We start from the raw sequence: 24,782 nt of genomic DNA on the forward strand, positions 1-24,782 counted from the left end.
GCGCGCAGGCGCCCAGACGGTGGAACAGCAGCGCGCCGTGGGCCAGGCCCTGGAAGGCACGGCCACGCAGCTCGACCGCGCGCTGCAGGCGGCCACGCAGTCCTTCGAGCAGCGCGCCAACGCCCTGCTGGCATCGCTGCAGGACACGGTCGCCCAATCCCACACGGCCCAGGTGCAGGCAGACCAGCAGCGCCTGGAGACCTGGAGCCGCTCCATGGAAGGCATGGCCGGCACGGTCACCGCAGAGCTGCAGCGCGCAGGCGCCCAGGCCGCGGAGCAGCAGCAGGGCCTGTACCGCACCCTCGAAGACACCGCCGCCCAGCTCACCGAGCGCATGTCCGGCCAGGTGCAGCAGACCCTGGGCAGCACTGCCCGGCTGATGGAGCAGTCCGACGCGCTGCTGCGTACGCGCGTGGACGCCGAGGCCCGCTGGGAGCAGGCCCAGGGCGAGCGCATGGACGCACTCACCGGCGTGTGGCGCACCGAGCTGGCGGCCCTGCGCGACGACGAGGCCGCGCGCGGCCAGGCTGCGGTGGACCGCCTGGACACCCTGCAGGCCGCCGTGGCCGGGCACCTGGCCACGCTGGGCTCGGCCCTCGAAGCGCCGCTCACGCGGCTGCTGCAGACCGCCTCCGACGTGCCGCAGGCCGCGGCCGAGGTCATCACCCAATTGCGCCAGGAAATGACGCGCCTGGGCGAGCGCGACAACATCGCATTGGAAGAGCGCACGGCCATGATGGAGCAGCTCTCCGCCCTGCTGCATTCCGTGAACGAGGCCGCAGGGCAGCAGCGTGCGGCCATCGAGTCGATGGTGGGCTCGGCCACGCAGGTGCTGGAACAGGCCGGCCAGCAGTTCATCGAAGCGCTGGGCACGCAGGCCGGCAAGGTCGACGAGGTGGCCGTGCATGTGGCCGCCAGTGCCGTGGAGCTGGCCAGCCTGGGCGAGTCGTTCAGCCATGGCGTGGGCCTGTTCACCGCCAGCAACGACAAGCTGGTGCAGGGCCTGCAGGGCATCGAAAGCGCCATCGGCCAGTCCCTGGGCCGCAGCGATGAGCAACTGGCCTACTACGTGGCCCAGGCGCGCGAGGTGATCGACCTGAGCATCTCCTCGCAGCAGGGCATCGTCGAAGACCTGCGCCGCCTGCATGGCCAGGCGGCCGCCGCAGCATCGGCGCAGGGAGTGGCCGCGTGACCAGCTACGACGACACCCTGGACGACGCCACCGAACAGACCGCCCCGGTCTGGGCCGTCTTCGGTGACCTGATGGCCGGCCTGCTGGGCGCCTTCGTGCTGATCCTGGTGGGCGTGCTGGTGGTGCAGATCGACCTGGTGGCCAGCCTCAAGCAGGAGGTGGAAAAGCGCCAGATGGAAGAGCAGCGCCGCATGGCCCTGGAGAAAGCCCTGGCCATCCCCCTGGCCAGCGGCCGCGTAACCGTGAGCAACGGCCGCATCGGCATCAGCGGCAGCGTGCTGTTCGGGGCCGGTTCGGCCGAGTTGCGGCCCGAAGGCCGCCAGTTGCTGACAAGCCTGGTGCAACCCCTGCTGGTTTACCTGCGCGAGCGTGACGAAATGCTGATGGTGAGCGGCTTCACCGACAACACCCTGCTGCGCAGCGGCGGCAACCAGCGCTTTGCCGACAACCTCGAGCTTTCGGCCCAGCGCGCATTGACCGTGACGCGCGCCCTGGCCGAAGAGGGCATGCCCTCCTCCCAGGTGTTCGCCGCCGCCTTCGGCGCTGAGCAGCCCGTGGCCGACAACGCCGACGAAAAGGGCCGCGCGCTGAACCGGCGTGTGGAGATGGCACCCGTGCCCAAGGCCCCCCAACCCAAGCCGCCATGAGCGAGCAGCCCACGCTGGAGTCATTGAAGGCGGATGGCAAGGATGGCCACGACGCCGCGCGCTTTCACTACCTGGAGGCGCTGGCGCGGCGCATGCAGGCGCAGCCGCCCGCCGTGCAGGCGCTGCTGCAGCAGCGGCTGCAGGCCGCCGTGGCCGACTACGCCGCGCGGGCCGGCACTGCGCCCGCCACACCTCCAGCACCACCCTTGGCCACTTGCACAACGGACTCGCCCCTGGCCCAGCTCAACCGCGACCTGGCCGCACGCGCCCAGGCCGAGGCCGACCACGTACGCACCAGCGAAAGCAGCAGCACCTCGGAGATGAAGAGCGTGCGCCAGTTCAGCGAGGTCTGGTCCAAGATCTCCGCCGAGCAGCAGGTAACGCAGGCACTGCACAAGGCGCCCGAAAACGCCGGCCCGCTCAACTCGCACAAGCTCATGCTGCGCTCGCTGGGCCTGATGCGCACCCTTTCGCCGGACTACCTGCGCCGGTTCATGGCACAGATGGATGCGCTGCTCTGGCTGGAGCAGACGAATGCCGATCTGGCGCGCCCGGCGCCCAGGGCCCCACGCACCAGCAAGCCCAGGCGATAGATACAGAGAGAGCGCGCGCGCGCATCGCCCGCAGCTACGATGGCAGGCATGCACCGACGACCCACCCCATCGAATCAGCCGCCTGCACGCCGCGATGGCGCCCCGCCCCATCGCCAGGCACTGCGCGCCATCGCCGCATTCGAGGCGCTCAAGGGCTTTGCAGCGCTGGCGGCGAGCCTGGGCTTCGTGGGCCTGCTGCACCACGACCTGCACCACGTCGTGGCATCGCTCATCGGCCATATTGGCCTCAAGCCCTGTGACCGCTACCCCGCCATGGTCCTCACCGACATCGACCAGTTGCTCAGCGCCGACCTCCGCCCCTTGTTGCTGGCCGCGACGGCCTATGTGCTGGTGCGCTTTACCGAAGCCTATGGCCTGTGGAAGGACCGGTGGTGGGGCGAGTGGCTGGGCGCTCTCTCGGGCGCGCTGTACATCCCGTTCGAGCTGTGGCACTTCGCGCACCACCCGAGCGTGGCATCGGCCGCCGTGGCGCTGGCCAACATGGCGGTCGTGGGATTCCTGGGGCAACAGCTGTGGCGGCGCCGGCAGGGGTGATCGTGCACCAATCCGCGCCAAATGGCACGAACTTGCAGGCAATGGCCAAGAAAAAAGGCGCTCATCCGATCAGGATGAGCGCCTTTGGTCGATAGGTGGTGGAGCTGGCGGGAATTGAACCCGCGTCCGCAAGCCTTCACCGGGCAGATCTACATGTTTAGCGGTCTGATTTGAGTCTCGCCACCTGTGTCGCGCAGTCGCACGCTACACAGGCCGCCAGTACCCTTAAGTCTCGCCCCAATCCAAGGTACCCGGATCGGAGCCAGCCCATGTAATTATCCTTGCAGCCGGGAGGCTCTGATTGCTCAGAACCCCCTTGCCCAGCCCATCGGCCAACTGTTGCAAGGCTCACTGGCAATTAAGCAGCGAGTGCGAAACGTTCGTCGTTTGCAGTTAGTTTGTTAAATCGAGATTTACGAGCGTGAATCAAGCTCGACATGCACCACACCGGCTCCGAACCCACGTCGAAACCAGGACAGCCCCAGACTTCCTATTTTAGGCCTGTCCCAGCAGTTGCAAGAGCTCGGAGGGAGATTTAATTGCAGCGTGTGCGCCCCAGGCATGCGGGGCCTGCGCGGAGCCCAAGTAGCCATAGGTAGCTGCGACCGTGCCCATGCCGGCGGCCAGGCCCGCCACGATGTCGCGCTCGTCATCGCCTACGTAGATGCATTGGCTGGCATCGATTTTCAAGCGGGCGGCCGCCTCCAGCAGTGGGGCCGGGTGCGGCTTGGCGTGCGGTGTGGTGTCGCCGCTGACCACGGCACCCGCGCTGGAAAACAGCGGCATGGCGCGCGTGAGCGGGTCGGTGAAGCGCATGGCCTTGTTGGTCACCACACCCCAGGCCAGGCCCCGGGCCTGCAGCGCCTGGATCAATGCCGGCACGCCGTCAAACACCTCGGTGAGCACCGTCATGCGCGCTTCGTAGTTGGCAAAGAACTCCTCGCGCAGGGCGGCAAACCCCGCATCCTCGGGCTTGAGCCCGAAGGCCTCGCCCAGCATGCCGCGCGCACCGGCACCGGCCATGGGGCGGTAGCGCGCCAAAGGCAAGGATTCCAGACCCCGGTCGGTGCGCATCTTGTCGGCGGCAGCAGCCAGGTCGGGGGCGCTGTCGATCAGGGTACCGTCCAGATCGAACAGCACGGCGCGGATGTTGTGGAAGATGGGTGTCACAGGGGGAGTCGTCACAGGCAAGGGTTGTCAGGTCGAATCAAGCGGGGCGCTGTGTAGCGAACATGTAGTTCACACTGGTGTCTGCACTGAGCCAGTAACGCTTGGTGATCGGGTTGTACTCCAGCCCGCGGGTCTGCTGCACGTCCAGGCCGGCAGCACGGCAATGCGAGGCCAGTTCGCTCGGGCGGATCATCTTGGCGTACTCGTGCGTGCCGCGCGGCAGCATGTTGAGCACGTACTCGGCCCCGACGATGGCCAGCATGAAGGCCTTGGCATTGCGGTGGATGGTGGAGAAGAACACCCAGCCGCCGGGCTTGACGAGTTCGGAACAGGCCTTGACGACGGATGCCGGGTCGGGTACGTGCTCCAGCATTTCCATGCAGGTCACCACGTCGAAGCTGGCGGGTTGCTCCGCAGCGAGCGCCTCCACGCTGATTTCGCGGTACTGCACCTCTTTGGTGCCGGCTTCGAGTGCATGCAATTGGGCCACGCGCAGGGCCTTGCTGGCCAGGTCGATGCCCGTCACGTCGGCCCCCTTGCGGGCCATGGAGTCGGCCAGGATGCCGCCGCCGCAGCCCACATCGAGCACGCGCTTGCCGCCCAGCCCGCACAGGGCGTGGATCCAGTCCAGGCGCAGGGGGTTGATCTGGTGCAGCGGGCGGAACTCGCTCTCCGGGTCCCACCAGCGGTGGGCCAGTGCAGAAAACTTGGCCAGTTCGGCCGGGTCGGCGTTGAGGGGGATGGTGGTCGTTTCTTCGCTCATGGTGTGCATTGTCAACGATGATGGCCGCCGCAATGACTTCGCGCCTAAAGCCGGGCTCCAGAGAGTTTTCGGACCGCGTCTATATATATGTGCAACGTGCCATGGATTCACCCCAGGGCACTTTGTACCAGTACAAAATTCGAAAAGGTCCAGACGAAAAAAAGCCCCGTTGCCGGGGCTTTCTTGTGCGGAGCAATCGAAAGATTACTGAGCGCGGGTGCCAACCACTTCGATTTCCACGCGGCGGTTCTTGGCGCGGCCTTCAGCGGTCTTGTTGTCAGCCACTGGTTGCTTTTCGCCCTTGCCTTCGGTGTACACGCGGTTCTTTTCGATGCCCTTGGACACCAGGTAAGCCTTGACGGCTTCGGAACGGCGGACCGACAGCTTCTGGTTGTAAGCATCGGAGCCCACGGAGTCGGTGTGACCCACAGCGATGATGACTTCCAGGTTGATGCCCTTGACCTTGGAGACCAGGTCGTCCAGCTTGGCCTTGCCTTCTGCCTTCAGCACCGACTTGTCGAAGTCGAAGAATGCGTCGGCAGCGTAGGTCACCTTGCTGGCCATGACTGCGGGAGCAGCAGGCGTAGGTGCAGCAGCGGCAGGTGCTGGAGCAGCGCCAGGAGCTGGAGCAGCAGCAGGTGCGGGAGCTGGAGCCACGATGGCGCCATCGCAGCCTGGAGCAGCGGTAGCCGGCGTCCAGTTGGCATTGCGCCAGCAGTATTCGTTGGTGCCGTTCTTCCAGACCAGTTGGCCAGAAGCATCTCTCCAGTTGTCAACGGTTTGGGCGCCAGCGGCGGTTGCGAGCGCTGCAGAGGCAAACAACATCGCCACTTTGTTCAGTTTCTTCATGGTTCTCCTCTTGGGGAAAAAGCCGCAGCCTCGCTGCGAATCAGGACGCTTGAGGTGACCATCACCCAAAGCGTTCAAACGATTGTGCCATACGTAACTAGGCAAAAGCGCCCGCACCGCATTGGGGCCCGTAGGACAAAACCGTAATTGCGACGATATGTTGCGGGAGCGCGACACGCTTTCCCCTCTAAAATGATTCTCCTTCGCCGCCACCGCCGTCCTATGACCCAGTTTGCCAAAGAAACCCTGCCCATCAGCCTCGAAGAGGAGATGCGGCGCAGTTACCTCGACTACGCGATGAGCGTGATCGTGGGCCGGGCCCTGCCCGATGCGCGCGATGGACTGAAGCCCGTACACCGGCGCGTGCTGTATGCCATGCACGAGATGGGCAACAACTACAACAGCAAGTACCGCAAGAGTGCCCAGGCGGTCGGCGAGACGATGGGTAAGTACCACCCGCACGGTGACTCGGCCATCTACGACACCATCGTGCGCATGGCCCAGCCGTTCAGCCTGCGCCACCCGCTGATCGATGGCCAGGGCAATTTCGGTTCGGTCGATGGCGACAACGCCGCAGCCATGCGGTACACCGAAATCCGCCTGGACAAGATTGCCCACGAAATGCTGGCCGACATCGACAAGGAGACTGTCGATTTCGGACCGAACTACGACGGCAGCCTGACAGAGCCGATCGTGCTGCCCAGCAAGCTGCCCAACCTGCTGGTCAATGGTTCGTCGGGCATCGCGGTGGGCATGGCCACCAACATCCCGCCGCACAACCTGAACGAAGTGGTCGATGGCTGCCTGCACATGCTGCGCAACCCCGATGCCACCGTCGATGATCTGATGGAGATCATCCCCGCGCCCGACTTCCCCACGGCCGGCATCATCTACGGCATCAACGGCGTGAAGGATGGCTACCGCACCGGCCGCGGCAAGGTGGTGATGCGCGCCAAGTGCCACTTCGAGGACATCGACCGTGGCCAGCGCCAGGCGATCATCGTCGACGAGCTGCCCTACCAGGTCAACAAGAAGACGCTGCAGGAGCGCATGGCCGAGCTGGTGCACGAGAAGAAGATCGAGGGCATCAGCCACATCCAGGACGAGTCCGACAAGTCGGGCATGCGCCTGGTGATCGAACTCAAGCGCGGCGAAGTGCCCGAGGTGGTGCTCAACAACCTGTACAAGCAGACGCAGCTGCAGGACACCTTTGGCATGAACATGGTGGCGCTGATCGACGGCCAGCCCCGCCTGTGCAACCTGCGCGACCTGATCAGCGTCTTTTTGCAGCACCGCCGCGAGGTGGTCACCCGCCGCACGGTGTTCGAGCTGCGCAAGGCGCGCGACCGCGGCCACGTGCTCGAAGGCCTGGCCGTGGCGCTGGCCAACATCGACGACTTCATCGCCATCATCCGCAACGCCCCCACCCCGCCGGTGGCCAAGGCCGAGCTGATGGCCCGCCCCTGGGACAGCAAGCTGGTGCGCGAGATGCTCACCCGCACGCGTGCCGACGGCGGCGTGATCAGTGCCGACGACTACCGCCCCGACTCGCTGGAGAAGGAATTCGGCATGGGCCAGGACGGCCTGTACCGCCTGTCGGAAACGCAGGCCCAGGAAATCCTGCAGATGCGCCTGCAGCGCCTCACCGGCCTGGAGCAGGACAAGATCGTTGCCGAATACAAGGAAGTCATGTCGGTCATCGAAGACCTGCTGGACATCCTGGCCAAGCCCGAGCGCGTCTCGACCATCATTGGCGAAGAGCTCACCTCCATCAAGACGGAGTTCGGCCAGAACAAGCTGGGCGCACGCCGCAGCATCGTCGAGTACAGCGCGCAGGATCTCTCCACCGAGGACCTGATCACCCCCACCGACATGGTGGTGACGCTCAGCCACACGGGCTACATCAAGAGCCAGCCGCTGTCCGAGTACCGCTCGCAAAAGCGCGGCGGGCGCGGCAAGCAGGCCACGGCGACGAAGGAAGACGACTGGATCGACCAGCTCTTCATCGCCAACACGCACGACTACATCCTGTGCTTCTCCAACCGCGGCCGGCTGTACTGGCTCAAGGTTTGGGAAGTGCCTGCGGGCTCGCGCGGCTCGCGCGGCCGCCCCATCGTGAACATGTTCCCGCTGCAAGAGGGCGAAAAAATCAACGTGGTGCTGGCGCTCACGGGTGACATGCGCACCTTCCCGGCCGACCGCTACGTGTTCATGTCGACCAGCATGGGCACCGTGAAGAAGACGGCGCTCGACGAATTCAGCAACCCGCGCAAGGGCGGCATCATTGCCGTCAACCTCGATGACGGCGACTACCTGATCGGCGCCGCACTCACCGATGGCCAGCACGACGTGATGCTGTTCAGCGACGGCGGCAAGGCCGTGCGCTTCGACGAGAACGACGTGCGCCCGCTGGGCCGCCAGGCCCGCGGCGTGCGCGGCATGACGCTGGAAGACGGCCAGAGCGTGATCGCCATGCTCGTGGCCGAGGACGAAACGCAAAGCGTGCTCACCGCCACCGAGAACGGCTACGGCAAGCGCACCAGCATCGTCGAGTACACGCGCCATGGCCGAGGCACCAAGGGGATGATCGCCATCCAGCAGAGCGAGCGCAACGGCAAGGTCGTGGCCGCCACCCTGGTGCATGCCGACGACGAGATCATGCTGATCACCGACAAGGGCGTGCTGGTGCGCACTCGTGTCTCCGAGATCCGGGAACTGGGCCGGGCCACGCAGGGCGTGACTCTGATCGCCATGGACGAAGGCTCCCAGCTCAGCGGCCTGCAGCGCATCGTGGAGAACGACGCCAACGTGATCGATCCCGAGGGTTCGGATGAGGGTGGCGCTGGCACCGAAGGCGATGCGGCGCCAGGCGCCGACGGCACTCCCGAGTCCTGACGACGAACCGCTTGCAGGCTGCGGCACACCGGGGCGCCGGGTGCCGCAGGCCCTACCCATCGGGCAGCAGGCAACAGCAGTGCGGGCCACAGCGGGCAGCAAGCCGCCAGGCCCATCGAACGACAGTCTTATTTTTCGTTTTCAGATGAACCGCCCCTACAACTTCTCCGCCGGCCCCGCCGCCATCCCCGCCGAAGTGCTGCAGCAAGCCGCCTCCGAAATGCTGGACTGGCATGGCAGCGGCATGGGCGTGATGGAGATGAGCCACCGCGGCAAGGAGTTTCTGTCCATCTACCAGCAGGCCGAGGCCGACCTGCGCACGCTGCTGGCCGTGCCGGCGAACTTCAAGATCCTGTTCATGCAGGGCGGCGGCCTGGCCGAGAACGCCATCGTGCCGCTGAACCTCTCGCGCGCCGCCGCAGTGGACTTCGTGGTCACCGGCAGCTGGAGCCAGAAGTCGCAGAAAGAGGCGCGCAAGTACGCCTCCGAGGTCAACATCGCCGCCAGCAGCCAGGACAGCGACTTCACGACCCTGCCCGACCCGGCCACCTGGAACCTGAGCCGCGGCGCCAGCTACCTGCACATCTGCAGCAACGAGACCATCAACGGCATCGAGTTCCACGAGCTGCCCGACCTCAAGGCCCTGGGCTCGGATGCCCCTCTGGTCATCGACTTCTCGTCGCACGTGGCTTCGCGCGGCGTCGACTGGTCGCGCGTGGGCCTGGCCTTCGGCGGCGCGCAGAAGAACCTGGGCCCTGCCGGCCTGACCCTGGTGGTGGTACGCGAAGACCTGCTGGGACACGCCTTGCCCGCCTGCCCGAGCGCCTTCGACTACAAGACCGTGGCGGACAACGAGTCCATGTACAACACCCCGCCCACCTGGGGCATCTACGTGGCGGGCCTGACCTTCCAGTGGCTGCTGCGCCAGCGCGAAGGCGAGCTGACCGGCGTGGCCGCCATGGAGCAGCGCAACATCGCCAAGGCCGAGCTGCTCTACAACGCCATCGACGCCTCGCAGCTTTATGTGAACAAGGTGGCCGCCAACTGCCGCTCGCGCATGAACATCCCCTTCTTCCTGCGTGACGAGTCGCGCAACGATGCCTTCCTGGCCGGCGCGCGCGAGCGCGGCCTGCTGCAACTCAAGGGCCACAAGTCCGTGGGCGGCATGCGCGCCAGCGTCTACAACGCCATGCCATTGGCCGGTGTACAGGCGTTGGTGGACTACATGCGAGAATTTGAACAAAAGCGCGCCTGAGCCCCTACCCCTCCCTCTCATCCGGACGCCAGCCCGAAAAGTTGCCTCTTACATGACCCAACCGCAAGCCTCCCCTGATCTCGCCAGCCTGCGCGTGCAGATCGACTCCATCGACCAGCAATTGCTCACGCTGCTCAACCAGAGGGCCCTGGTGGCCGAACAGGTCGGCGAGGTCAAGAAGCGCGAGGGCACGCCGTTCTTTCGCCCCGACCGCGTGGCCCAGGTCATCGACAAGATCCAGACCGCCAACCCGGGCCCGCTCAAGGGCCCGCACGTGGCCGCCATCTGGCGCGAGATCATGTCGGCCTGCCTGGCGCTCGAATCGCCCCAGCGCGTGGCCGTGCTCGGCCCCGAGGGCACCTTCTGCGAGCAGGCGGCCATCGAGTTCTTCGGTGGTGCGGCCGACCTGATGTACTGCGCCAACTTCGACGAAGTGTTCCACGCCACGGCCGCAGGCAGCGCCCAGTACGGCGTGGTGGGCGTGGAGAACTCCACCGAAGGCGTGGTCACGCGCTCGCTCGACCTGTTCCTGCACACCCCCACCCATGTGGTGGGCGAGGTCAGCCTGCTGGTGCGCCACAACCTGCTGCGCACCAGCAATTCGCTGGACGGCATCGAGGCGGTGCTGGCCCACCCCCAGGCCCTGGCGCAGTGCCAGGCCTGGCTGTCCAAGCACCTGCCGCATGCCGAGCGCCGCCCGGTGTCGAGCAATGCCGAAGGCGCCCGGCTGGCCACGACCAACCCTGCCTGGGCCGCGCTGTCGAGCGAACGCGCTGCCACCCAGTTCGGCCTGCACATCGTCTCGCATGCCATCCAGGACGATGCCTACAACCGCACGCGATTTGCCATCATCTGCCTGCCGCACACGCTGCAGACGCCCCCTCCCTCGGGCAAGGACTGCACCAGCCTGGTGGTCTCGGTGCCCAACCGGCCCGGCGCCGTGCACGACCTGCTGGTGCCGCTCAAGACCCACGGCGTGTCCATGACGCGCTTCGAATCGCGCCCCGCGCGCACCGGCCAGTGGGAGTATTACTTCTATATCGACCTGGACGGCCACCCCGCCCAGCCCCACCTGGCGCGCGCGCTCGAAGAGCTGCGCAGCCTGTGCGCCTTCTACAAGGTGCTGGGCACCTACCCGGTCGCGCCATGACGCCAGCGCGCACCGCCCGATGCCTGGCCACCGCCCCCCTGGGGACGGCTGCGCTCTCGCGGGGAACAGCCCCGCACCGATACATGCCGGAATCGCACCATGTTTGAACAATTGGGACTCATCGGCTGCGGCCTCATGGGCGGCTCCTTCGCCCTGGCGATGAAAAAGGCCGGCCTGGTCAAGCGCGTGGTCGGCTACAGCAAGTCGCCCTCCACCACCGACCGTGCGCGCCAGATGGGCGTGATCGACGTGGAGGCCCCCTCGGCCCTGCTGGCCGTGGCCGGCGCCGACATCGTGCTGGTGGCCGTGCCCGTCTCCGCCACCGAAGCCACGCTCAAGGCCATCAAGCACCTGGTCACGCCCAACATGCTGATCATGGACGTGGGCTCCACCAAGGCCGACGTGGTGCAGGCCGCACGCCGCGCGCTGCGCGACCAGGTGGGCTCGTTCGTGCCCGCCCACCCCATCACGGGCCGCGAGGTCGCGGGCGTGGAGCATGCCGATGCCGAGTTGTACACCGGCCGCCAGGTCATCCTGACCCCTACCGAGAAAACGCTGACCACCCAGCTCAGCCAGGCCGAGACCGTGTGGACTGCGCTGGGCTGCCGCGTGAGCAGCATGTCGCCCGAATCGCACGACGCGGCCTTTGCCGCCGTGAGCCACCTGCCCCACCTGCTGGCCTTTGCCATGATGAACAGCATCACGGGCCAGAACGATGGTGACGACTTCCTGTCGCTGGCCGGCCCCGGTTTTCGCGATTTCACGCGCATTGCCGCCAGCGACCCCAAGGTCTGGCGCGACATCCTGCTGTCCAACCGCGAGGAATTGCTGGCCCAGTCGCGGCTGTTCCAGCAGACCCTGCAGAACATCGAGCAGGCCATGCAGAAGGGCGACGCACAGGCTCTGGAAGACATGATCACCCTGGCCAGCGAGACCCGCGCGCACTGGCGCATGGGCGCGCAGCGCACGAGCAAGGGGCGCTGATGTTCAGCACGCCCTATCTCGACCTGCCGGCCCTGGACGCGGCAGGCGGCGAAGTCCACCTGCCCGGCTCCAAGAGCATCTCCAACCGCGTGCTGCTGCTGGCCGCACTGAGCGCAGGCACCACCACCGTGCACGACCTGCTGGCCTCGGACGACACGCGCGTCATGCTCGATGCCCTGCGCCAGATCGGCTGCACGGTGGACGAGGACGGCAGCAACACCGTGCGCATCACCGGCCTGGGCGGCGCCACACCCCGCTCACCCGCCCAACTCTTCATGGGCAATGCCGGCACGGCCATGCGCCCGCTCACCGCTGCGCTGTCGCTGCTGGGCGGCGAGTTCGAGCTATCGGGCGTGCCGCGCATGCACGAGCGCCCCATCGGCGACCTGGTCGATGCGCTGCGCCAGCTCGGTTGCCAGATCGACTACCTGGGCAATGATGGCTACCCGCCGCTGCGCATTGCGCACGGCCAGGGTGTACCGGCCCTGGCGCTGGCCGCGCCCATCCGCGTGCGCGGCGACGTGTCCAGCCAGTTCCTCACCGCCCTGCTGATGGCGCTGCCGCTGGCGGCGCGCACCCAGGACATCGTGATCGACGTGGTGGGCGAGCTGATCTCCAAGCCCTACATCGCCATCACGCTGCAGCTGCTGACCCGATTCGGCATCGAGGTCACGCACCAGGACTGGCAGCGCTTCACCATTGCCGCTGGCAGCCAGTACCGCTCGCCTGGCGACATCCATGTGGAGGCCGACGCCTCCTCGGCCAGCTACTTCATCGCGCTGGGCGCCATTGCCGCGGGACACGAAGGCCTGCCCGAAGGCATCCGCATCCATGGCGTGGGACTCGACTCCATTCAGGGCGACATCCGCTTTGTGGAGGCCGCGCGCGCCATGGGCGCGCACGTCACCGGCGGCGCCAACTGGCTGCACATCCGCCGGGGTGAGCCCGGCGAGGGCTGGCCGCTCCAAGCCATCGACCTCGATTGCAACCACATTCCCGACGCGGCCATGACATTGGCGGTGATGGCACTGTACGCAGAGGGCACCACCACGCTGACCAACATCGCCAGCTGGCGCGTGAAGGAAACCGACCGCATCGCCGCCATGGCCACCGAGCTGCGCAAGCTCGGCGCCTCGGTGGAAGAAGGCGCCGATTTCATCCGCGTGACCCCGCCCGCGCAGTTGGCCGACTGGAAGGCCGCCAGCATCCACACCTACGACGACCACCGCGTGGCCATGTGCTTCTCGCTCGCGGCGTTCAATCCGGCCAGGTTGCCGGTGCGCATCGAAGACCCCAGGTGCGTGGCCAAGACCTTCCCGGACTACTTCGAGGCACTGTTTTCGGTGGCGCATGCCGCCACCGAGCGCACCCCGGTGATCTGCATCGACGGCCCCACTGCGTCGGGCAAGGGCACCGTGGCGGCGGCCGTGGCCCAGCGCCTGGGCTACCGCTTCCTAGACTCGGGTGCCATGTACCGCATCACGGCGCTGGCGGCCATCCGCCAGGGCCTGGCCATCGACGCGGCGCACGAAACCCGCATTGCCGACATGGCCAAGACCCTGCCCGTGCACTTCGAGGGCGGGCGCGTGCTGCTCGGCCAGGACGACGTCACCGACGATATCCGCACCGAAGAGGCGGGCATGAACGCCTCCCGCGTATCGTCCCTGCCCGCCGTGCGCGAGGCCCTGGTGGACCTGCAGCACAGCTTTCGGCGCCTGCCGGGCCTGGTGGCGGACGGCCGCGACATGGGCACGGTGATCTTCCCCGAAGCCCCGCTCAAGGTGTATTTGACGGCCAGCGCCGCGTGCCGCGCGGAGCGCCGGTATAAGCAGTTGATTTCAAAGGGATTTTCAGCTAACATAGCCGACCTTCGTGCAGACCTAGAGGCGCGCGATGCGCGGGACAGTTCCCGCAGCGTCGCCCCCTTGAAGCCCGCGCAGGACGCCCTGGTGCTGGACAACTCCGAATTGACGATTGATGAAGCCGTCGATCAGGTACTTGTCTGGTGGCAGGAGCGGCAGCCTTTCGCAGCCCCGGCCGCGCAGGGCTGACTGGCAGGGCCGCAAGGCGCTGCAAGCCAGGGCGCAAGCCCTGCACGGCCCCAATGGCACCGCTCGCTCACCAGCGCACGGGCCCTGTGGATCAACCACCACCTAACCGCGGCTTTGCCGCAAAAAACCACCGCAAGCAGCTATAAAAACGGAAGCAATGGTGCTCCCGGAATCCTGTTTGTGGCAAGGAAACACATGTCAGAATCTTTTGCCGCCCTTTTTGAAGAATCCCTGCAGCGTACCGAAATGCGCCCAGGCGAAGTGATCACCGCCGAAGTCGTGCGCGTGGAACACAACTTCGTCGTGGTCAACGCCGGCCTCAAGTCCGAAGCCTACGTACCGCTGGAAGAATTCAAGAACGACAAGGGCGAAGTCGAAGTCCAAGTGGGTGACTTCGTGTCGGTGGCCATTGGCTCCATCGAAAACGGCTACGGCGACACCATCCTGTCGCGCGACACCGCCAAGCGCCTGGCTTCGTGGATGAGCCTGGAAAAGGCCCTGGAATCCGGCGAATTCGTCACCGGCACCACCAGCGGCAAGGTCAAGGGCGGCCTGACCGTTCTGGTCAACGGCATCCGCGCGTTCCTGCCCGGTTCGCTGATCGACACGCGTCCTATCAAGGACCTGACGCCTTACGAGAACAAGACCCTGGAATTCAAGGTCATCAAGCTCGACCGCAAGCGCAACAACGTGGTGCTGAGCCGCCGCGCCGTGGTGGAAGCCTCCATGGGCGAAGAGCGCGCCAAGCTGATGGAAACCCTGAAGGAAGGCTCCATCGTTCAAGGCGTGGTCAAGAACATCACCGAATACGGTGCGTTCGTGGACCTGGGCGGCATCGACGGCCTGCTGCACATCACCGACATGGCATGGCGCCGCGTGCGTCACCCATCGGAAGTGGTGACGGCGGGTCAGGAAATCACCGCCAAGATCCTCAAGTTCGACACCGAAAAGAACCGTGTCTCGCTGGGTCTGAAGCAAATGGGCGACGACCCATGGATGGGCGTGAACCGCCGCTACCCCCAGAGCACGCGCCTGTTCGGCAAGATCACGAACATTGCTGACTACGGCGCGTTCGTCGAACTCGAGCCGGGCATCGAAGGCCTGGTGCACGTCTCCGAAATGGACTGGACCAACAAGAACATCGCTCCCGCCAAGCTGGTTTCGCTGGGCGACGAAGTCGAAGTCATGGTTCTGGAAATCGACGAAGACAAGCGCCGCATCAGCCTGGGCATGAAGCAGTGCAAGGCCAACCCATGGCAAGAATTCGCACAGGACACGAAGCGCGGTGACCGCGTCAAGGGTCCTATCAAGTCGATCACCGACTTCGGCGTGTTCGTGGGTCTGGCTGCCGGCATCGATGGCCTGGTTCACCTGTCCGACCTCTCGTGGAACGAACCCGGCGAAGCCGCCGTTCGCAACTACAAGAAGGGCCAGGAAGTGGAAGCCATCGTGCTGGCCGTGGACGTGGACCGCGAACGCATCTCGCTGGGCATCAAGCAGCTCGACGGCGACCCGTTCACCACGTTCGTGACCGTGAACGACAAGGGCCAGACGGTGACCGGCAAGGTCAAGACCGTGGACGCCCGTGGCGCTGAAATCGACCTCGGCGAAGACATCGTGGGCTACCTGCGCGCTTCGGAAATCTCCCGCGACCGCGTGGAAGATGCCCGCAACGTGCTCAAGGAAGGCGACGAAGTCACCGCTGTGGTGGTCAATGTGGATCGCAAGACCCGCAACATCCAGCTGTCGATCAAGCAAAAGGACATGGCCGACGAGCAAGGCGCCATGGCCAACCTGAGCCAGCAATCGAGCCGCGAAAGCGCCGGTACGACCAGCCTGGGCGCCCTGCTGCGCGCCAAGCTGGACAACTCCGACAAGTGATAATCTGACCCCTTGAAGGTCAGTCAGCGGGCGCCTAGTGCGCCCGCTGCTCATTCACCCCTACATTGACGCCATGACCCGCTCTGACCTTGTTGAAGAACTGGCCGCCCGCTTTGGCCAGCTCACCCACCGCGATGCCGAATACGCCGTCAAGACCATTCTTGACGCGGTGGGCGACGCGCTGGTGCGTGGCCATCGCATCGAGATCCGGGGTTTTGGCAGCTTCTCGGTGAACCACCGTCCACCGCGCATGGGCCGCAACCCACGCAGCGGCGAAGCCGTGGCGATCCCGGAAAAGCGCGTGCCCCATTTCAAGCCAGGCAAGGCCCTGCGCGAAGCCGTGGACAAGCGCACAGCGGAGATGGAAGACGACGGTGCGCCCGCCCCGGCAGCCGCGGCCAAGGCCACGGGCACCTCGGGTTGACACGCCGGGCGAACGGATCGCCCACAGGGACGCGCATTCCCCACACGGGTGCGCACCATCCCAGGGACGGCTTCACCGCCGCCTTAGAATCTCCCCACCACCGGGGAGCCCCATGAAATACCTCCTGTGGCTGCTCAAGGCAGCCATTTTTTTTACCCTCTTCGCTTTCGCGCTGAACAACCAGCAGGACGCCACCGTGCACTTCTTCTTCGGCACGCAGTGGCGCGCGCCGCTGGTGCTGGTCGTGCTCACGGCCTTCTCTGCCGGCCTCATCGTGGGCGTGCTGGGCATGGTGCCGCGCTGGTGGAAGCACCGCAGCGTAGCCCGCCAGGCCCTCAAGCAGGCCCCACCCGCCACCCCCGCCAAGGCCGCCNATCCATGGAATTTGACCTCAGCTGGATTTTGCTGGGCCTGCCGCTGGCCTTCGTGCTCGGCTGGCTGGCATCGCGTTTCGACCTGCGCCAACTGCGTGCCGAGAACCGGCGCGCACCCAAGGCCTACTTCAAGGGCCTGAACTTCCTGCTCAACGAGCAGCAGGACCAGGCCATCGATGCCTTCATCGAGGCGGTGCAGAACGACCCCGACACCTCGGAGCTGCACTTTGCCCTCGGCAACCTGTTTCGCCGCCGCGGCGAGTACGACCGGGCCGTGCGCGTGCACGAGCACCTGCTCTCGCGCGGCGACCTCAGCCGCACCGACCGTGAGCGCGCCCAGCATGCGCTGGCGCTCGACTTCCTCAAGGCCGGCCTGCTCGACCGGGCCGAAGACGCACTGAACCGCCTGGAGGGCACGCCCTTCGAGGCCCAGGCCCGCCTGGCCCTGCTGGCCATCTACGAGCGCTCGCGCGACTGGCCGCATGCCACCACCATCGCGCGCAAGATGCACGATGCCGACCAGGGCGACTTCAGCACCCGCCAGGCGCATTACCTGTGCGAGCAGGCTGCCACCCTCAGCGGCCAGGCCGACCATGCCGGCGCCCTGGCCCTGCTGGAGCAGGCCGTGGCCGCCGCCCCCGGCGCCGCGCGCGCCCGCATCGACATGGCGCGCCTGCAGCACCTGATGGGCCAGCCTGCGGCCGCGCTGGCCACCCTGAAGGCGCTGGGCGAACACAACCCTGCCGCCCTGCCCCTGGCCGCACCGCTGATGGTCGAGGCCGCAGCCAGCACCGGGCGCAGCACGGAAGCCCAGGCACTGCTGCAGGAGCACTACGACAGCGCGCCATCGCTCGACGTGCTGGAAAGTCTGGTCGCCATCGACACGGCGCAGGGCGCAGGCGAAGGCGCCCGCCAGCGCTATGTGGACCACCTGGACAAGGAAAAATCCCTGGTGGCCGCCGCCAAGTGGCTGGCCGGCGAAAAGCTGGAGCACGAGTCCTTCCACCCGCAGGTCCAGCGCGCGCTGGACCACGCCGTCAAGCCGCTCACGCGCTACCGCTGCGCGGCCTGCGGCTTCGAGGCGCGCCAGCACTTCTGGCAATGCCCGGGCTGCCAGACCTGGGACAGCTACCCGGCTCGGCGCGTGGAAGAACTGTAGCGGTGGCACAAGCGACTTGATCCCCGGGCGCCGACCGATATGATGATCGGCACCACAATACCGAGGGAGTCGTATCCATGTTCAAGAAATTCCTGCTCATCATCGCCCTGCTGTTTGCGGGCACCGCATTTGCCGCCGTGGACGTGAACAAGGCCAGCGCGGCCGAACTGGACGGCATCAAGGGCATCGGCCCGGCAATGTCCGAGAAGATCATCAACGAGCGCAAGGCCAGCGAGTTCAAGGACTGGAACGACTTCATCGGCCGCGTCGGCGGCGTGGGCGAGAAGACGGCGGCCAAATTCTCGGCCGACGGCCTGACGGTCAACGGCAAGCGCTTCAGCGCCGCCGCACAGGCCAAGGCCGACAAGAAAAAGGAAGATGCCAAGGCCAAGGAAAAATCCTCCGCCAAGGACAAGAAGGAGCCCAAGGCCAAGAAGGACAAGGCCGCCGAGCCCGCAGCCCCTGCAGCCAGTACAGCCAAGTAGCAGGCAGCGCCCACTTGGCACCCAGGTACAGGCCCGCTTCGGCGGGCTTTTTCATGGGCGCCGCCAGCCCCCCGAAGGCGCCGTCTCTCCGGACTTCACAAAGGGACTTTCGAGGCACACCCTAAAATCGTTCGGGCATGCCCCTGATCACCCTCATCCTTCTCCCCTTCATCGGCAGTCTTCTGGCGGCCATCCTGCCCGCCAACGCCCGCAACACCGAGTCCACCCTGGCCGGGCTCATCGCCCTGTTCTGCACGGTGCAGGCGGCGCTGTACTTTCCGCAGATCGCGGGCGGCGAGGTGCTGCGCCAGGAGATCACCTGGCTGCCCGCGCTGGGCCTGAACCTGGTGATACGGCTCGACGGCTTTGCCTGGATGTTCTGCATGCTGGTGCTCGGGGTGGGGTCGCTGGTGGTGCTGTATGCGCGCTACTACATGTCGGCGGCCGACCCGGTGCCGCGCTTCTTCTCGTTCTTCCTGGCCTTCATGGGCGCCATGGTGGGCGTGGTGCTCTCGGGCAACATCATCCAGATCGCGCTGTTCTGGGAGCTGACCAGCCTGTTCTCCTTTTTGCTGATCGGCTACTGGCACCACCGCAAGGATGCGCGGCGCGGGGCGCGCATGGCGCTCACCGTCACCGGCACGGGCGGGCTGTGCATGCTGGCCGGCATGCTGGTGCTGGGCCACATCGTGGGCAGCTACGACCTCGATCATGTGCTGGCCGCAGGTGCATTGATCAAGGCGCACCCGCTGTACCTCACGGCGCTGGTGCTGATCCTGCTGGGCGCCTTCACCAAGAGCGCCCAGTTCCCGTTCCACTTCTGGCTGCCCAATGCCATGGCGGCGCCCACGCCGGTGTCGGCCTACCTGCACTCTGCCACCATGGTCAAGGCCGGCGTGTTCCTGCTGGCGCGGCTGTGGCCGGCGCTGGCAGGCACGGAGCAGTGGTTCTGGCTGGTGGGTGGCGCGGGCCTGTGCACGCTGCTGGTGGGTGGCTATGCGGCCATGTTCCAGAACGACCTCAAGGGGCTGCTGGCCTACTCCACCATCTCGCACCTGGGGCTCATCACGCTGCTCTTGGGCCTGAACAGCCCGCTGGCGGCCGTGGCGGCGGTGTTCCACATCATGAACCACGCGACCTTCAAGGCCTCGCTGTTCATGGCGGCCGGCATCGTCGACCATGAAAGCGGCACGCGCGACATCCGGCGCCTGTCGGGCTTGGTGCGCATGATGCCCATCACCGGCACGCTGGCCATGGTGGCCAGTGCCGCCATGGCGGGCGTGCCGCTGCTCAACGGCTTTTTGTCCAAGGAGATGTTCTTTGCCGAAACGGTGTTCGTGAACACCGTGCCCTGGCTCGAGGTTCTGCTGCCCGTGGCCGCCACTGTGGCCGGCATCTTCAGCGTGGCGTACTCGCTGCGCTTCACGGTCGACGTGTTCTGGGGCCCCCCCGCCACCGACCTGCCCCGCACCCCGCACGAGCCCCCGCACTGGATGCGCGTGCCGGTCGAGCTGCTGGTGCTGGCCTGCCTGGTGGTGGGCACTTTGCCTGCCTGGTCCGTGGGCGCCGTGCTGCAGGCCGCTGCACGGCCCGTGGTGGGGGGCGAGCTGCCCACCTACAGCCTGGCGGTCTGGCACGGCTTCAACACCCCGTTCGTGATGAGCCTGGTGGCGCTGGCGGGCGGCATTGCGCTGTACCTGCTGCTGCGCTGGCTGCGTGCGCGCGGCGCGCTCGACGCACCACCGCTGATGCGCCACATCAGCGGTCAGCAGTTGTTTGACCGCACCCTGGCGCGGCTTTCGCTGGCCGGGCGCAACGGCCGGCGACTGCTGGGCACCGGGCGCCTGCAATGGCAGATGCTGTGGCTGGTGGCCGCGGCCCTGGTGGCAGGCACACTGCCGCTGTGGGTGCGCGGCCTGCCCATCGGTGCGCGCGAGCAACTTCCCCTGTCGCCCGCGTTCGCCGTGCTCTGGTTCCTGGGCTCCATGTGCGCGGTGGCCGCTGCCTGGCAAGCCAAGTACCACCGGTTGGCTGCGCTCACACTGCTGGGCGGCGCGGGCCTGTGCACCTGCCTGACCTTCCTGTGGTTCTCGGCACCCGATCTGGCGCTCACGCAGATCGTGGTGGAGGTGGTGACCACCATCCTCATCCTGCTGGGCCTGCGCTGGCTGCCCCGGCGCGACGAGAGCCTGCGCGTGCCCACGCTGGCGCAGGAGCGCCGCACCCAGCTGCGCCGCTACCGCGACATGACCCTGGCCCTGCTCGCCGGCGGCGGCATGGCGCTGCTGTCGTTTGCCATGATGAGCCGGCCCTTCCCCGAGAGCACCTCCACCTTCTTCCTGGAGCGTGCGCTCACCGACGGCGGCGGCACCAACGTGGTCAACGTGATGCTGGTGGACTTCCGCGGCTTCGACACCTTCGGCGAGATCGTGGTGCTGGGCATCGTGGCCCTCACGGTGTATGCGCTGCTGCGGCGCTTTCGCCCGGCGCGCGAGGTGATGGACCTGCCGCCCCAGCAGCGCGCCGTACCCGCCGACGTGGCCACCGACCTGGCCAACCCGCGCCAGACCATGGACACCGCCGTGGGCTACCTCATGGTGCCCGCCGTGCTGGTGCGCCTGCTGCTGCCATTTGCGACCCTGGTGGCCGTGTACCTCTTCATGCGCGGGCACAACGAGCCCGGCGGCGGCTTCGTGGCCGGGCTGGTCTTCTCGGTAGCGCTGGTGTTGCAGTACATGGTGTCCGGCACCTCGTGGGTCGAAGCCCACCTGCCGCTGTACCCGCGCCGCTGGATCGGCACCGGCCTGCTGATCGCACTGGCCACGGGCCTGGGGGCGCTGCTCTGGGGCTACCCCTTCCTCACCAGCCACACGGCGCACCTGCACCTGCCGGTGGTGGGCGAGGTGCACGTGGCCAGCGCCTTGTTCTTTGACATCGGCGTGTTCACGCTGGTGGTGGGCTCCACCTTGCTGATCCTCACGGCCATTGCCCACCAGTCGGTGCGCAGCCACCGCTACAACGCCCGCGCTGCCGAGGAAGCGCTGGAGGAGCAGGCCGCTGCCATGGCCGCCGCATCGGTCGCCACTGCCCCCCACAACAACGTCCAAGGAGCCCACTGATGGAACTGATTCTGGCCCTGGCCATCGGCATACTCACCGGCTCGGGCGTGTGGCTGCTGCTGCGCCCGCGCACCTTCCAGGTCATCATGGGGCTGGCGCTGCTGTCGTACGCCGTGAACCTGTTCATCTTCAGCATGGGCCGCCTGGGCCTGGCCATCAACAAGGAGCCGGTCCTGCGGGCCGGGCTGCCGCAGGACCTGGCGCACTACGCCGACCCCATGCCCCAGGCGCTCACGCTCACGGCCATCGTCATCGGCTTTGCCATGACGGCGCTGTTCCTGGTGGTGCTGCTGGCCTCGCGCGGCATGTCGGGCACCGACCACGTGGACGGCACCAGCGCCAAAGACGCGCAGGAGATGCCATGATGGGCGAGCTGACCGCACATGTCACGGCGCTGCTGATGCCGCACCTGATCCTGGCGCCGATTGCGCTGCCGCTGCTCACGGCCGGCCTCATGCTGCTGCTGCGCGAAGAGCGCCAGCGCACCAAAGTCGTGATGAACGTGGGCTCCACCTTCCTCGGCCTGGTCATCGCCGTGCTGCTGCTGGTGCAGGCCAAGCAGCCCGGCGTGCAGACCAGCCTGGGGGTGTACTTGCCGGGCAACTGGCCGGCGCCCTTCGGCATCGTGCTGGCGCTCGACCGCCTCTCGGCCATGATGCTGGTGCTGGCCAGCACGGTGGCGCTTGCCACGGTGCTGTTCTCGGTGGCACGCTGGCACAAGGCGGGGGTGCACTTCCACCCGCTGTTCCAGTTCCAGCTCATGGGGCTGGCGGGCGCCTTCCTCACGGCCGACCTGTTCAACCTGTTCGTGTTCTTCGAGATCATGCTGGCCGCCTCCTACGGGCTGCTGCTGCATGGTTCGGGCCGGCCACGCGTGTCAGCGGGCCTGCACTACATCGCCATCAACCTCGCTGCCTCGTCGCTGTTCCTGATCGGCGTGTCCATGCTCTACGGCATCACCGGCACGCTGAACATGGCCGACCTGGCGCGCGGCATCGCGGGCATCGACCCGTCCGACCGGGGGCTGCTGCATGCGGCGGCCGGCATCCTGGCCGTGGCCTTCCTCATCAAGGCCGCGGTGTGGCCGCTCAACTTCTGGCTGGTGCCGGCCTACAGCGCGGCGACTGCGCCCGTGGGTGCGCTGTTCGCGCTCATGACCAAGGTGGGCGTGTACAGCATCCTCAGGCTGTGGACGCTGATGTTCAGCAGCGATGCCGGCGACTCGGCCCAGTTCGGCAGCCAGTGGCTCATCGGCGCGGGCCTGGTGACCATGGTCTTCGGCGCCGTGGGCATGCTGGGCTCGCAGCGCCTGGGGCACCTGGCGGGCCACGCGGCCATCCTCTCGTCGGGCACGCTGCTGGCGGCGCTGGGTTTCGGGCAGACCCTGCTCACGGCCGGGCTGCTGTACTACCTGCTGGGCTCCACGCTGGCCGTGAGCGCGCTCTTCTTGCTGACCGATTTGATCGACCGCTGGCGCAACGATGGCTCCAACCTCGCACCCTACGAGCAGACCGATGACGCCCCCTTCCTCACCCCCGACCTGGTGCCCGCGCAGGGCCTGAACCTGGACGACAAGGAGGAGGTGCTGATCGGACGGGTCATCCCCGCCGCCGTGGCCTTCCTGGGCCTGGCCTTCATGGCCTGCACGCTGGTGATCGCCGGGTTGCCGCCGCTGCCCGGCTTCGTGGGCAAGTTCGCCATGATCCATGCCCTGATCAACCCGCTGGGCCTGGGGCCATCGGGCGGGCTCGTGCTCGGGTCTGCGGGCTGGGCGCTGCTGGCACTGATGGTGGGCACGGGCCTGCTGGCGCTGATCGCGCTCACCCGTGCCGGCATACGGCATTTCTGGGCATCGCACGGGCGTGCGTCGCCCAAGCTGCTGGTGCTCGAAGGCCTGCCCATTGCCCTGCTGCTCACCGGCTGCGCGCTGCTGACCTGGCAGGCCGGCGCCGTGATGCGCTACACCCAGGCCACGGCCGATGCCCTGCACGCGCCCAGCACCTATGTGAAGGCCGTGATGTCCGCCAGGCCCGTCCCCAACCCGCCCGGCACGGCACCGGGCGCCAACGGAAGGCCGCAGTGATGATCAAGCGCATCCTCCCCGCCCCCCTGCTGTCGCTGGCGCTGCTCGCCTTGTGGCTGCTGCTCAACCGCTCGGTCAGCGCCGGCCACATCGTGCTGGGTGGCGTGCTGGCGCTCGCCATACCGCTGCTCACGGCCGGCCTGCGCCCCCTGCCCGTGCGCATCCGCGCGCCAGGAGCGGCGCTGCGCCTGGCGCTGACCGTCATGGCCGACACTGTGCAATCGAACATCGCCGTCTCCCGGCTGCTGCTGTCGCCCGGCCGCAGGCGCCACCCCTCGGGCTTCGTGCAGATTCCCCTGGAGTTGCGCGATGCCAATGCCCTTGCGGTGCTGGCCGTCATCGTCAGCATCGCCCCGGGTACGGCCTGGGCCGAACTCTCGGTGGACCGCAGCATGCTGATGCTGCACGTGCTGGAGGTGGACGATGAAGCGGCGTTCATTGCCCAGATCAAGCGGCGCTACGAGCACCCCCTCATGGAGATATTCGAATCATGACCCCCATCCTCGACTGGGCGCTCCCCGCCGCCCTCTTCATGCTGGTGCTGGCCATGGGTTGCGCGCTGGCCCGCCTGCTCAAGGGCCCCTCGGCGCAGGACCGGGTGCTGGCGCTGGACTGCATGTACCTCAACGGCATGCTGCTCATGCTGGTGCTGGGCCTCTTGTATGGCAGCAAAAACTACTTCGAGGCGGCACTGCTGCTGGCACTGTTCAGCTTCGTCGGGTCCATGGCCATGGCCAAGTTCCTGCTGCGCGGCGAGGTGATCGAATGACGAATACCGCCGCCCTGCTGCCCCTGTGGCTGGAGATCGTGATCGCCGCGCTGGTGCTGTTGGGCGCGGGCATGGCCCTGCTCGGCGCCACCGGCCTGCTGCGCCTGCCGACCTTCTTCGAGCGCCTGCATGCCCCGTCCATCGCCGCCACCATGGGTTGCTGGTGCATCATGCATGCCACCGTGATCTACTTCTCCGTCGCAGATGGCAGCCTGGCGCTGCATGCGCTGCTGATCGCGGGCTTCGTGGCGGTCACCGTGCCGGTGACCTCGATCTTCCTGATGCGTGCAGCCCTGTTCCGGGCCCGCCAGGCCGGGCAGGACGTGCCGCCCAGCCTGAGCAGCGTCACGCCTGCCGGCCGCAAGGACCTGTAGGCCCCGGCGG

The 24,782-nt window shown here is 66.9% G+C and carries 22 protein-coding genes and 1 other RNA gene; 19 read left to right on the forward strand and 4 right to left on the reverse strand.

The window, feature by feature from the left end; genetic code table 11:
• Positions 1-1,188 precede the first annotated feature (1,188 nt).
• Genes ASE28_RS28830 through ASE28_RS28840 form a run of 3 tightly spaced genes read left to right on the forward strand, consistent with a single transcriptional unit; the run spans position 1,189 to position 2,987 of the window.
• A complete protein-coding gene (locus ASE28_RS28830; RefSeq protein WP_057269515.1) occupies positions 1,189-1,839 on the forward strand; it encodes an OmpA family protein in 651 nt (216 codons plus the stop codon).
• Positions 1,836-2,432, forward strand: coding sequence for a DUF2894 domain-containing protein (locus tag ASE28_RS28835; RefSeq protein ID WP_057269516.1), 597 nt, complete (start codon positions 1,836-1,838; stop codon positions 2,430-2,432). Before ASE28_RS28830 ends, ASE28_RS28835 begins: the two co-directional genes overlap by 4 nt.
• A 48-nt stretch (positions 2,433-2,480) precedes the next feature.
• Positions 2,481-2,987 (forward strand): DUF2127 domain-containing protein, encoded by a 507-nt coding sequence (locus tag ASE28_RS28840; RefSeq protein ID WP_235516244.1) that lies wholly within the window; start codon positions 2,481-2,483, stop codon positions 2,985-2,987.
• Between the two features lie 96 nt (positions 2,988-3,083).
• On the opposite strand, the gene ssrA is transcribed toward ASE28_RS28840, so the two are convergent.
• The 4 genes from ssrA to ompA form a co-directional block, all read right to left on the reverse strand.
• Positions 3,084-3,470: a transfer-messenger RNA gene (ssrA, locus tag ASE28_RS31715) on the reverse strand.
• 12 nt (positions 3,471-3,482) lie between these two features.
• Positions 3,483-4,148: a phosphoglycolate phosphatase gene (gene gph / locus ASE28_RS28845; protein ID WP_057269665.1), complete on the reverse strand. Its 666-nt coding sequence runs from the start codon at positions 4,146-4,148 to the stop codon at positions 3,483-3,485.
• A gap of 46 nt (positions 4,149-4,194) precedes the next feature.
• Complete coding sequence (gene ubiG / locus ASE28_RS28850; RefSeq protein ID WP_057269666.1) at positions 4,195-4,920, reverse strand: bifunctional 2-polyprenyl-6-hydroxyphenol methylase/3-demethylubiquinol 3-O-methyltransferase UbiG; 726 nt, start codon at positions 4,918-4,920, stop codon at positions 4,195-4,197.
• A 204-nt stretch (positions 4,921-5,124) separates the two neighbouring features.
• Positions 5,125-5,769 carry an outer membrane protein OmpA gene (gene ompA, locus ASE28_RS33465; protein WP_057205917.1) on the reverse strand — a complete coding sequence of 215 codons (645 nt, stop codon included), beginning with the start codon at positions 5,767-5,769 and terminating at the stop codon, positions 5,125-5,127.
• 222 nt (positions 5,770-5,991) lie between these two features.
• Between ompA and gyrA the strand changes: the two genes are divergently transcribed.
• The 16 genes from gyrA (at position 5,992) to mnhG (ending at position 24,772) form a co-directional block, all read left to right on the forward strand.
• Positions 5,992-8,664, forward strand: coding sequence for a DNA gyrase subunit A (gene gyrA / locus ASE28_RS28860; protein ID WP_057269518.1), 2,673 nt, complete (start codon positions 5,992-5,994; stop codon positions 8,662-8,664).
• A 145-nt stretch (positions 8,665-8,809) separates the two neighbouring features.
• Entirely contained in the window at positions 8,810-9,919 is a 1,110-nt protein-coding gene (gene serC / locus ASE28_RS28865) for a 3-phosphoserine/phosphohydroxythreonine transaminase (RefSeq protein WP_057205913.1), read from the forward strand.
• A gap of 52 nt (positions 9,920-9,971) precedes the next feature.
• The gene (gene pheA, locus ASE28_RS28870) at positions 9,972-11,069 is read left to right on the forward strand and encodes a prephenate dehydratase (RefSeq protein ID WP_057205911.1); all 1,098 of its coding nucleotides are present in this window, start codon (positions 9,972-9,974) and stop codon (positions 11,067-11,069) included.
• Positions 11,070-11,168: 99 nt separating this feature from the next.
• A complete protein-coding gene (locus ASE28_RS28875) occupies positions 11,169-12,053 on the forward strand; it encodes a prephenate dehydrogenase (RefSeq protein WP_057205909.1) in 885 nt (294 codons plus the stop codon).
• Complete coding sequence (locus tag ASE28_RS28880; RefSeq protein WP_057269519.1) at positions 12,053-14,104, forward strand: bifunctional 3-phosphoshikimate 1-carboxyvinyltransferase/cytidylate kinase; 2,052 nt, start codon at positions 12,053-12,055, stop codon at positions 14,102-14,104. Before ASE28_RS28875 ends, ASE28_RS28880 begins: the two co-directional genes overlap by 1 nt.
• 195 nt (positions 14,105-14,299) lie before the next feature.
• Positions 14,300-15,985 (forward strand): 30S ribosomal protein S1, encoded by a 1,686-nt coding sequence (rpsA, locus tag ASE28_RS28885; protein WP_057205905.1) that lies wholly within the window; start codon positions 14,300-14,302, stop codon positions 15,983-15,985.
• Positions 15,986-16,058: 73 nt separating this feature from the next.
• Positions 16,059-16,409, forward strand: coding sequence for an integration host factor subunit beta (locus ASE28_RS28890; RefSeq protein ID WP_057206225.1), 351 nt, complete (start codon positions 16,059-16,061; stop codon positions 16,407-16,409).
• Positions 16,410-16,521: 112 nt separating this feature from the next.
• A partial coding sequence (locus tag ASE28_RS31720) for a lipopolysaccharide assembly LapA domain-containing protein (RefSeq protein WP_157422179.1) occupies positions 16,522-16,782 on the forward strand: 261 nt, incomplete at its 3' end.
• 5 nt (positions 16,783-16,787) lie between these two features.
• Positions 16,788-17,942, forward strand: a complete 1,155-nt coding sequence (gene lapB, locus ASE28_RS28900) for a lipopolysaccharide assembly protein LapB (protein ID WP_057205903.1) — start codon at positions 16,788-16,790, stop codon at positions 17,940-17,942.
• A gap of 77 nt (positions 17,943-18,019) precedes the next feature.
• Positions 18,020-18,427: a helix-hairpin-helix domain-containing protein gene (locus tag ASE28_RS28905; protein ID WP_057269521.1), complete on the forward strand. Its 408-nt coding sequence runs from the start codon at positions 18,020-18,022 to the stop codon at positions 18,425-18,427.
• Between the two features lie 137 nt (positions 18,428-18,564).
• Positions 18,565-21,546, forward strand: coding sequence for a monovalent cation/H+ antiporter subunit A (locus ASE28_RS28910; protein WP_057269522.1), 2,982 nt, complete (start codon positions 18,565-18,567; stop codon positions 21,544-21,546).
• Positions 21,546-21,911, forward strand: coding sequence for a Na+/H+ antiporter subunit C (locus tag ASE28_RS28915; protein ID WP_057269523.1), 366 nt, complete (start codon positions 21,546-21,548; stop codon positions 21,909-21,911). The genes ASE28_RS28910 and ASE28_RS28915 overlap by 1 nt, the downstream gene beginning before the upstream one ends.
• Positions 21,911-23,629: a monovalent cation/H+ antiporter subunit D gene (locus tag ASE28_RS28920; protein WP_057269524.1), complete on the forward strand. Its 1,719-nt coding sequence runs from the start codon at positions 21,911-21,913 to the stop codon at positions 23,627-23,629. The genes ASE28_RS28915 and ASE28_RS28920 overlap by 1 nt, the downstream gene beginning before the upstream one ends.
• Positions 23,629-24,123, forward strand: a complete 495-nt coding sequence (locus ASE28_RS28925; protein ID WP_057269525.1) for a Na+/H+ antiporter subunit E — start codon at positions 23,629-23,631, stop codon at positions 24,121-24,123. The genes ASE28_RS28920 and ASE28_RS28925 overlap by 1 nt, the downstream gene beginning before the upstream one ends.
• Positions 24,120-24,398: a K+/H+ antiporter subunit F gene (locus ASE28_RS28930; RefSeq protein WP_057205891.1), complete on the forward strand. Its 279-nt coding sequence runs from the start codon at positions 24,120-24,122 to the stop codon at positions 24,396-24,398. Before ASE28_RS28925 ends, ASE28_RS28930 begins: the two co-directional genes overlap by 4 nt.
• Positions 24,395-24,772, forward strand: coding sequence for a monovalent cation/H(+) antiporter subunit G (gene mnhG, locus ASE28_RS28935; protein WP_057205889.1), 378 nt, complete (start codon positions 24,395-24,397; stop codon positions 24,770-24,772). The genes ASE28_RS28930 and mnhG overlap by 4 nt, the downstream gene beginning before the upstream one ends.
• The last annotated feature ends 10 nt before the right edge of the window (positions 24,773-24,782 follow it).

Source organism: Acidovorax sp. Root219, from assembly GCF_001428665.1.
In the GTDB taxonomy this organism is placed as follows: domain Bacteria; phylum Pseudomonadota; class Gammaproteobacteria; order Burkholderiales; family Burkholderiaceae_C; genus Acidovorax.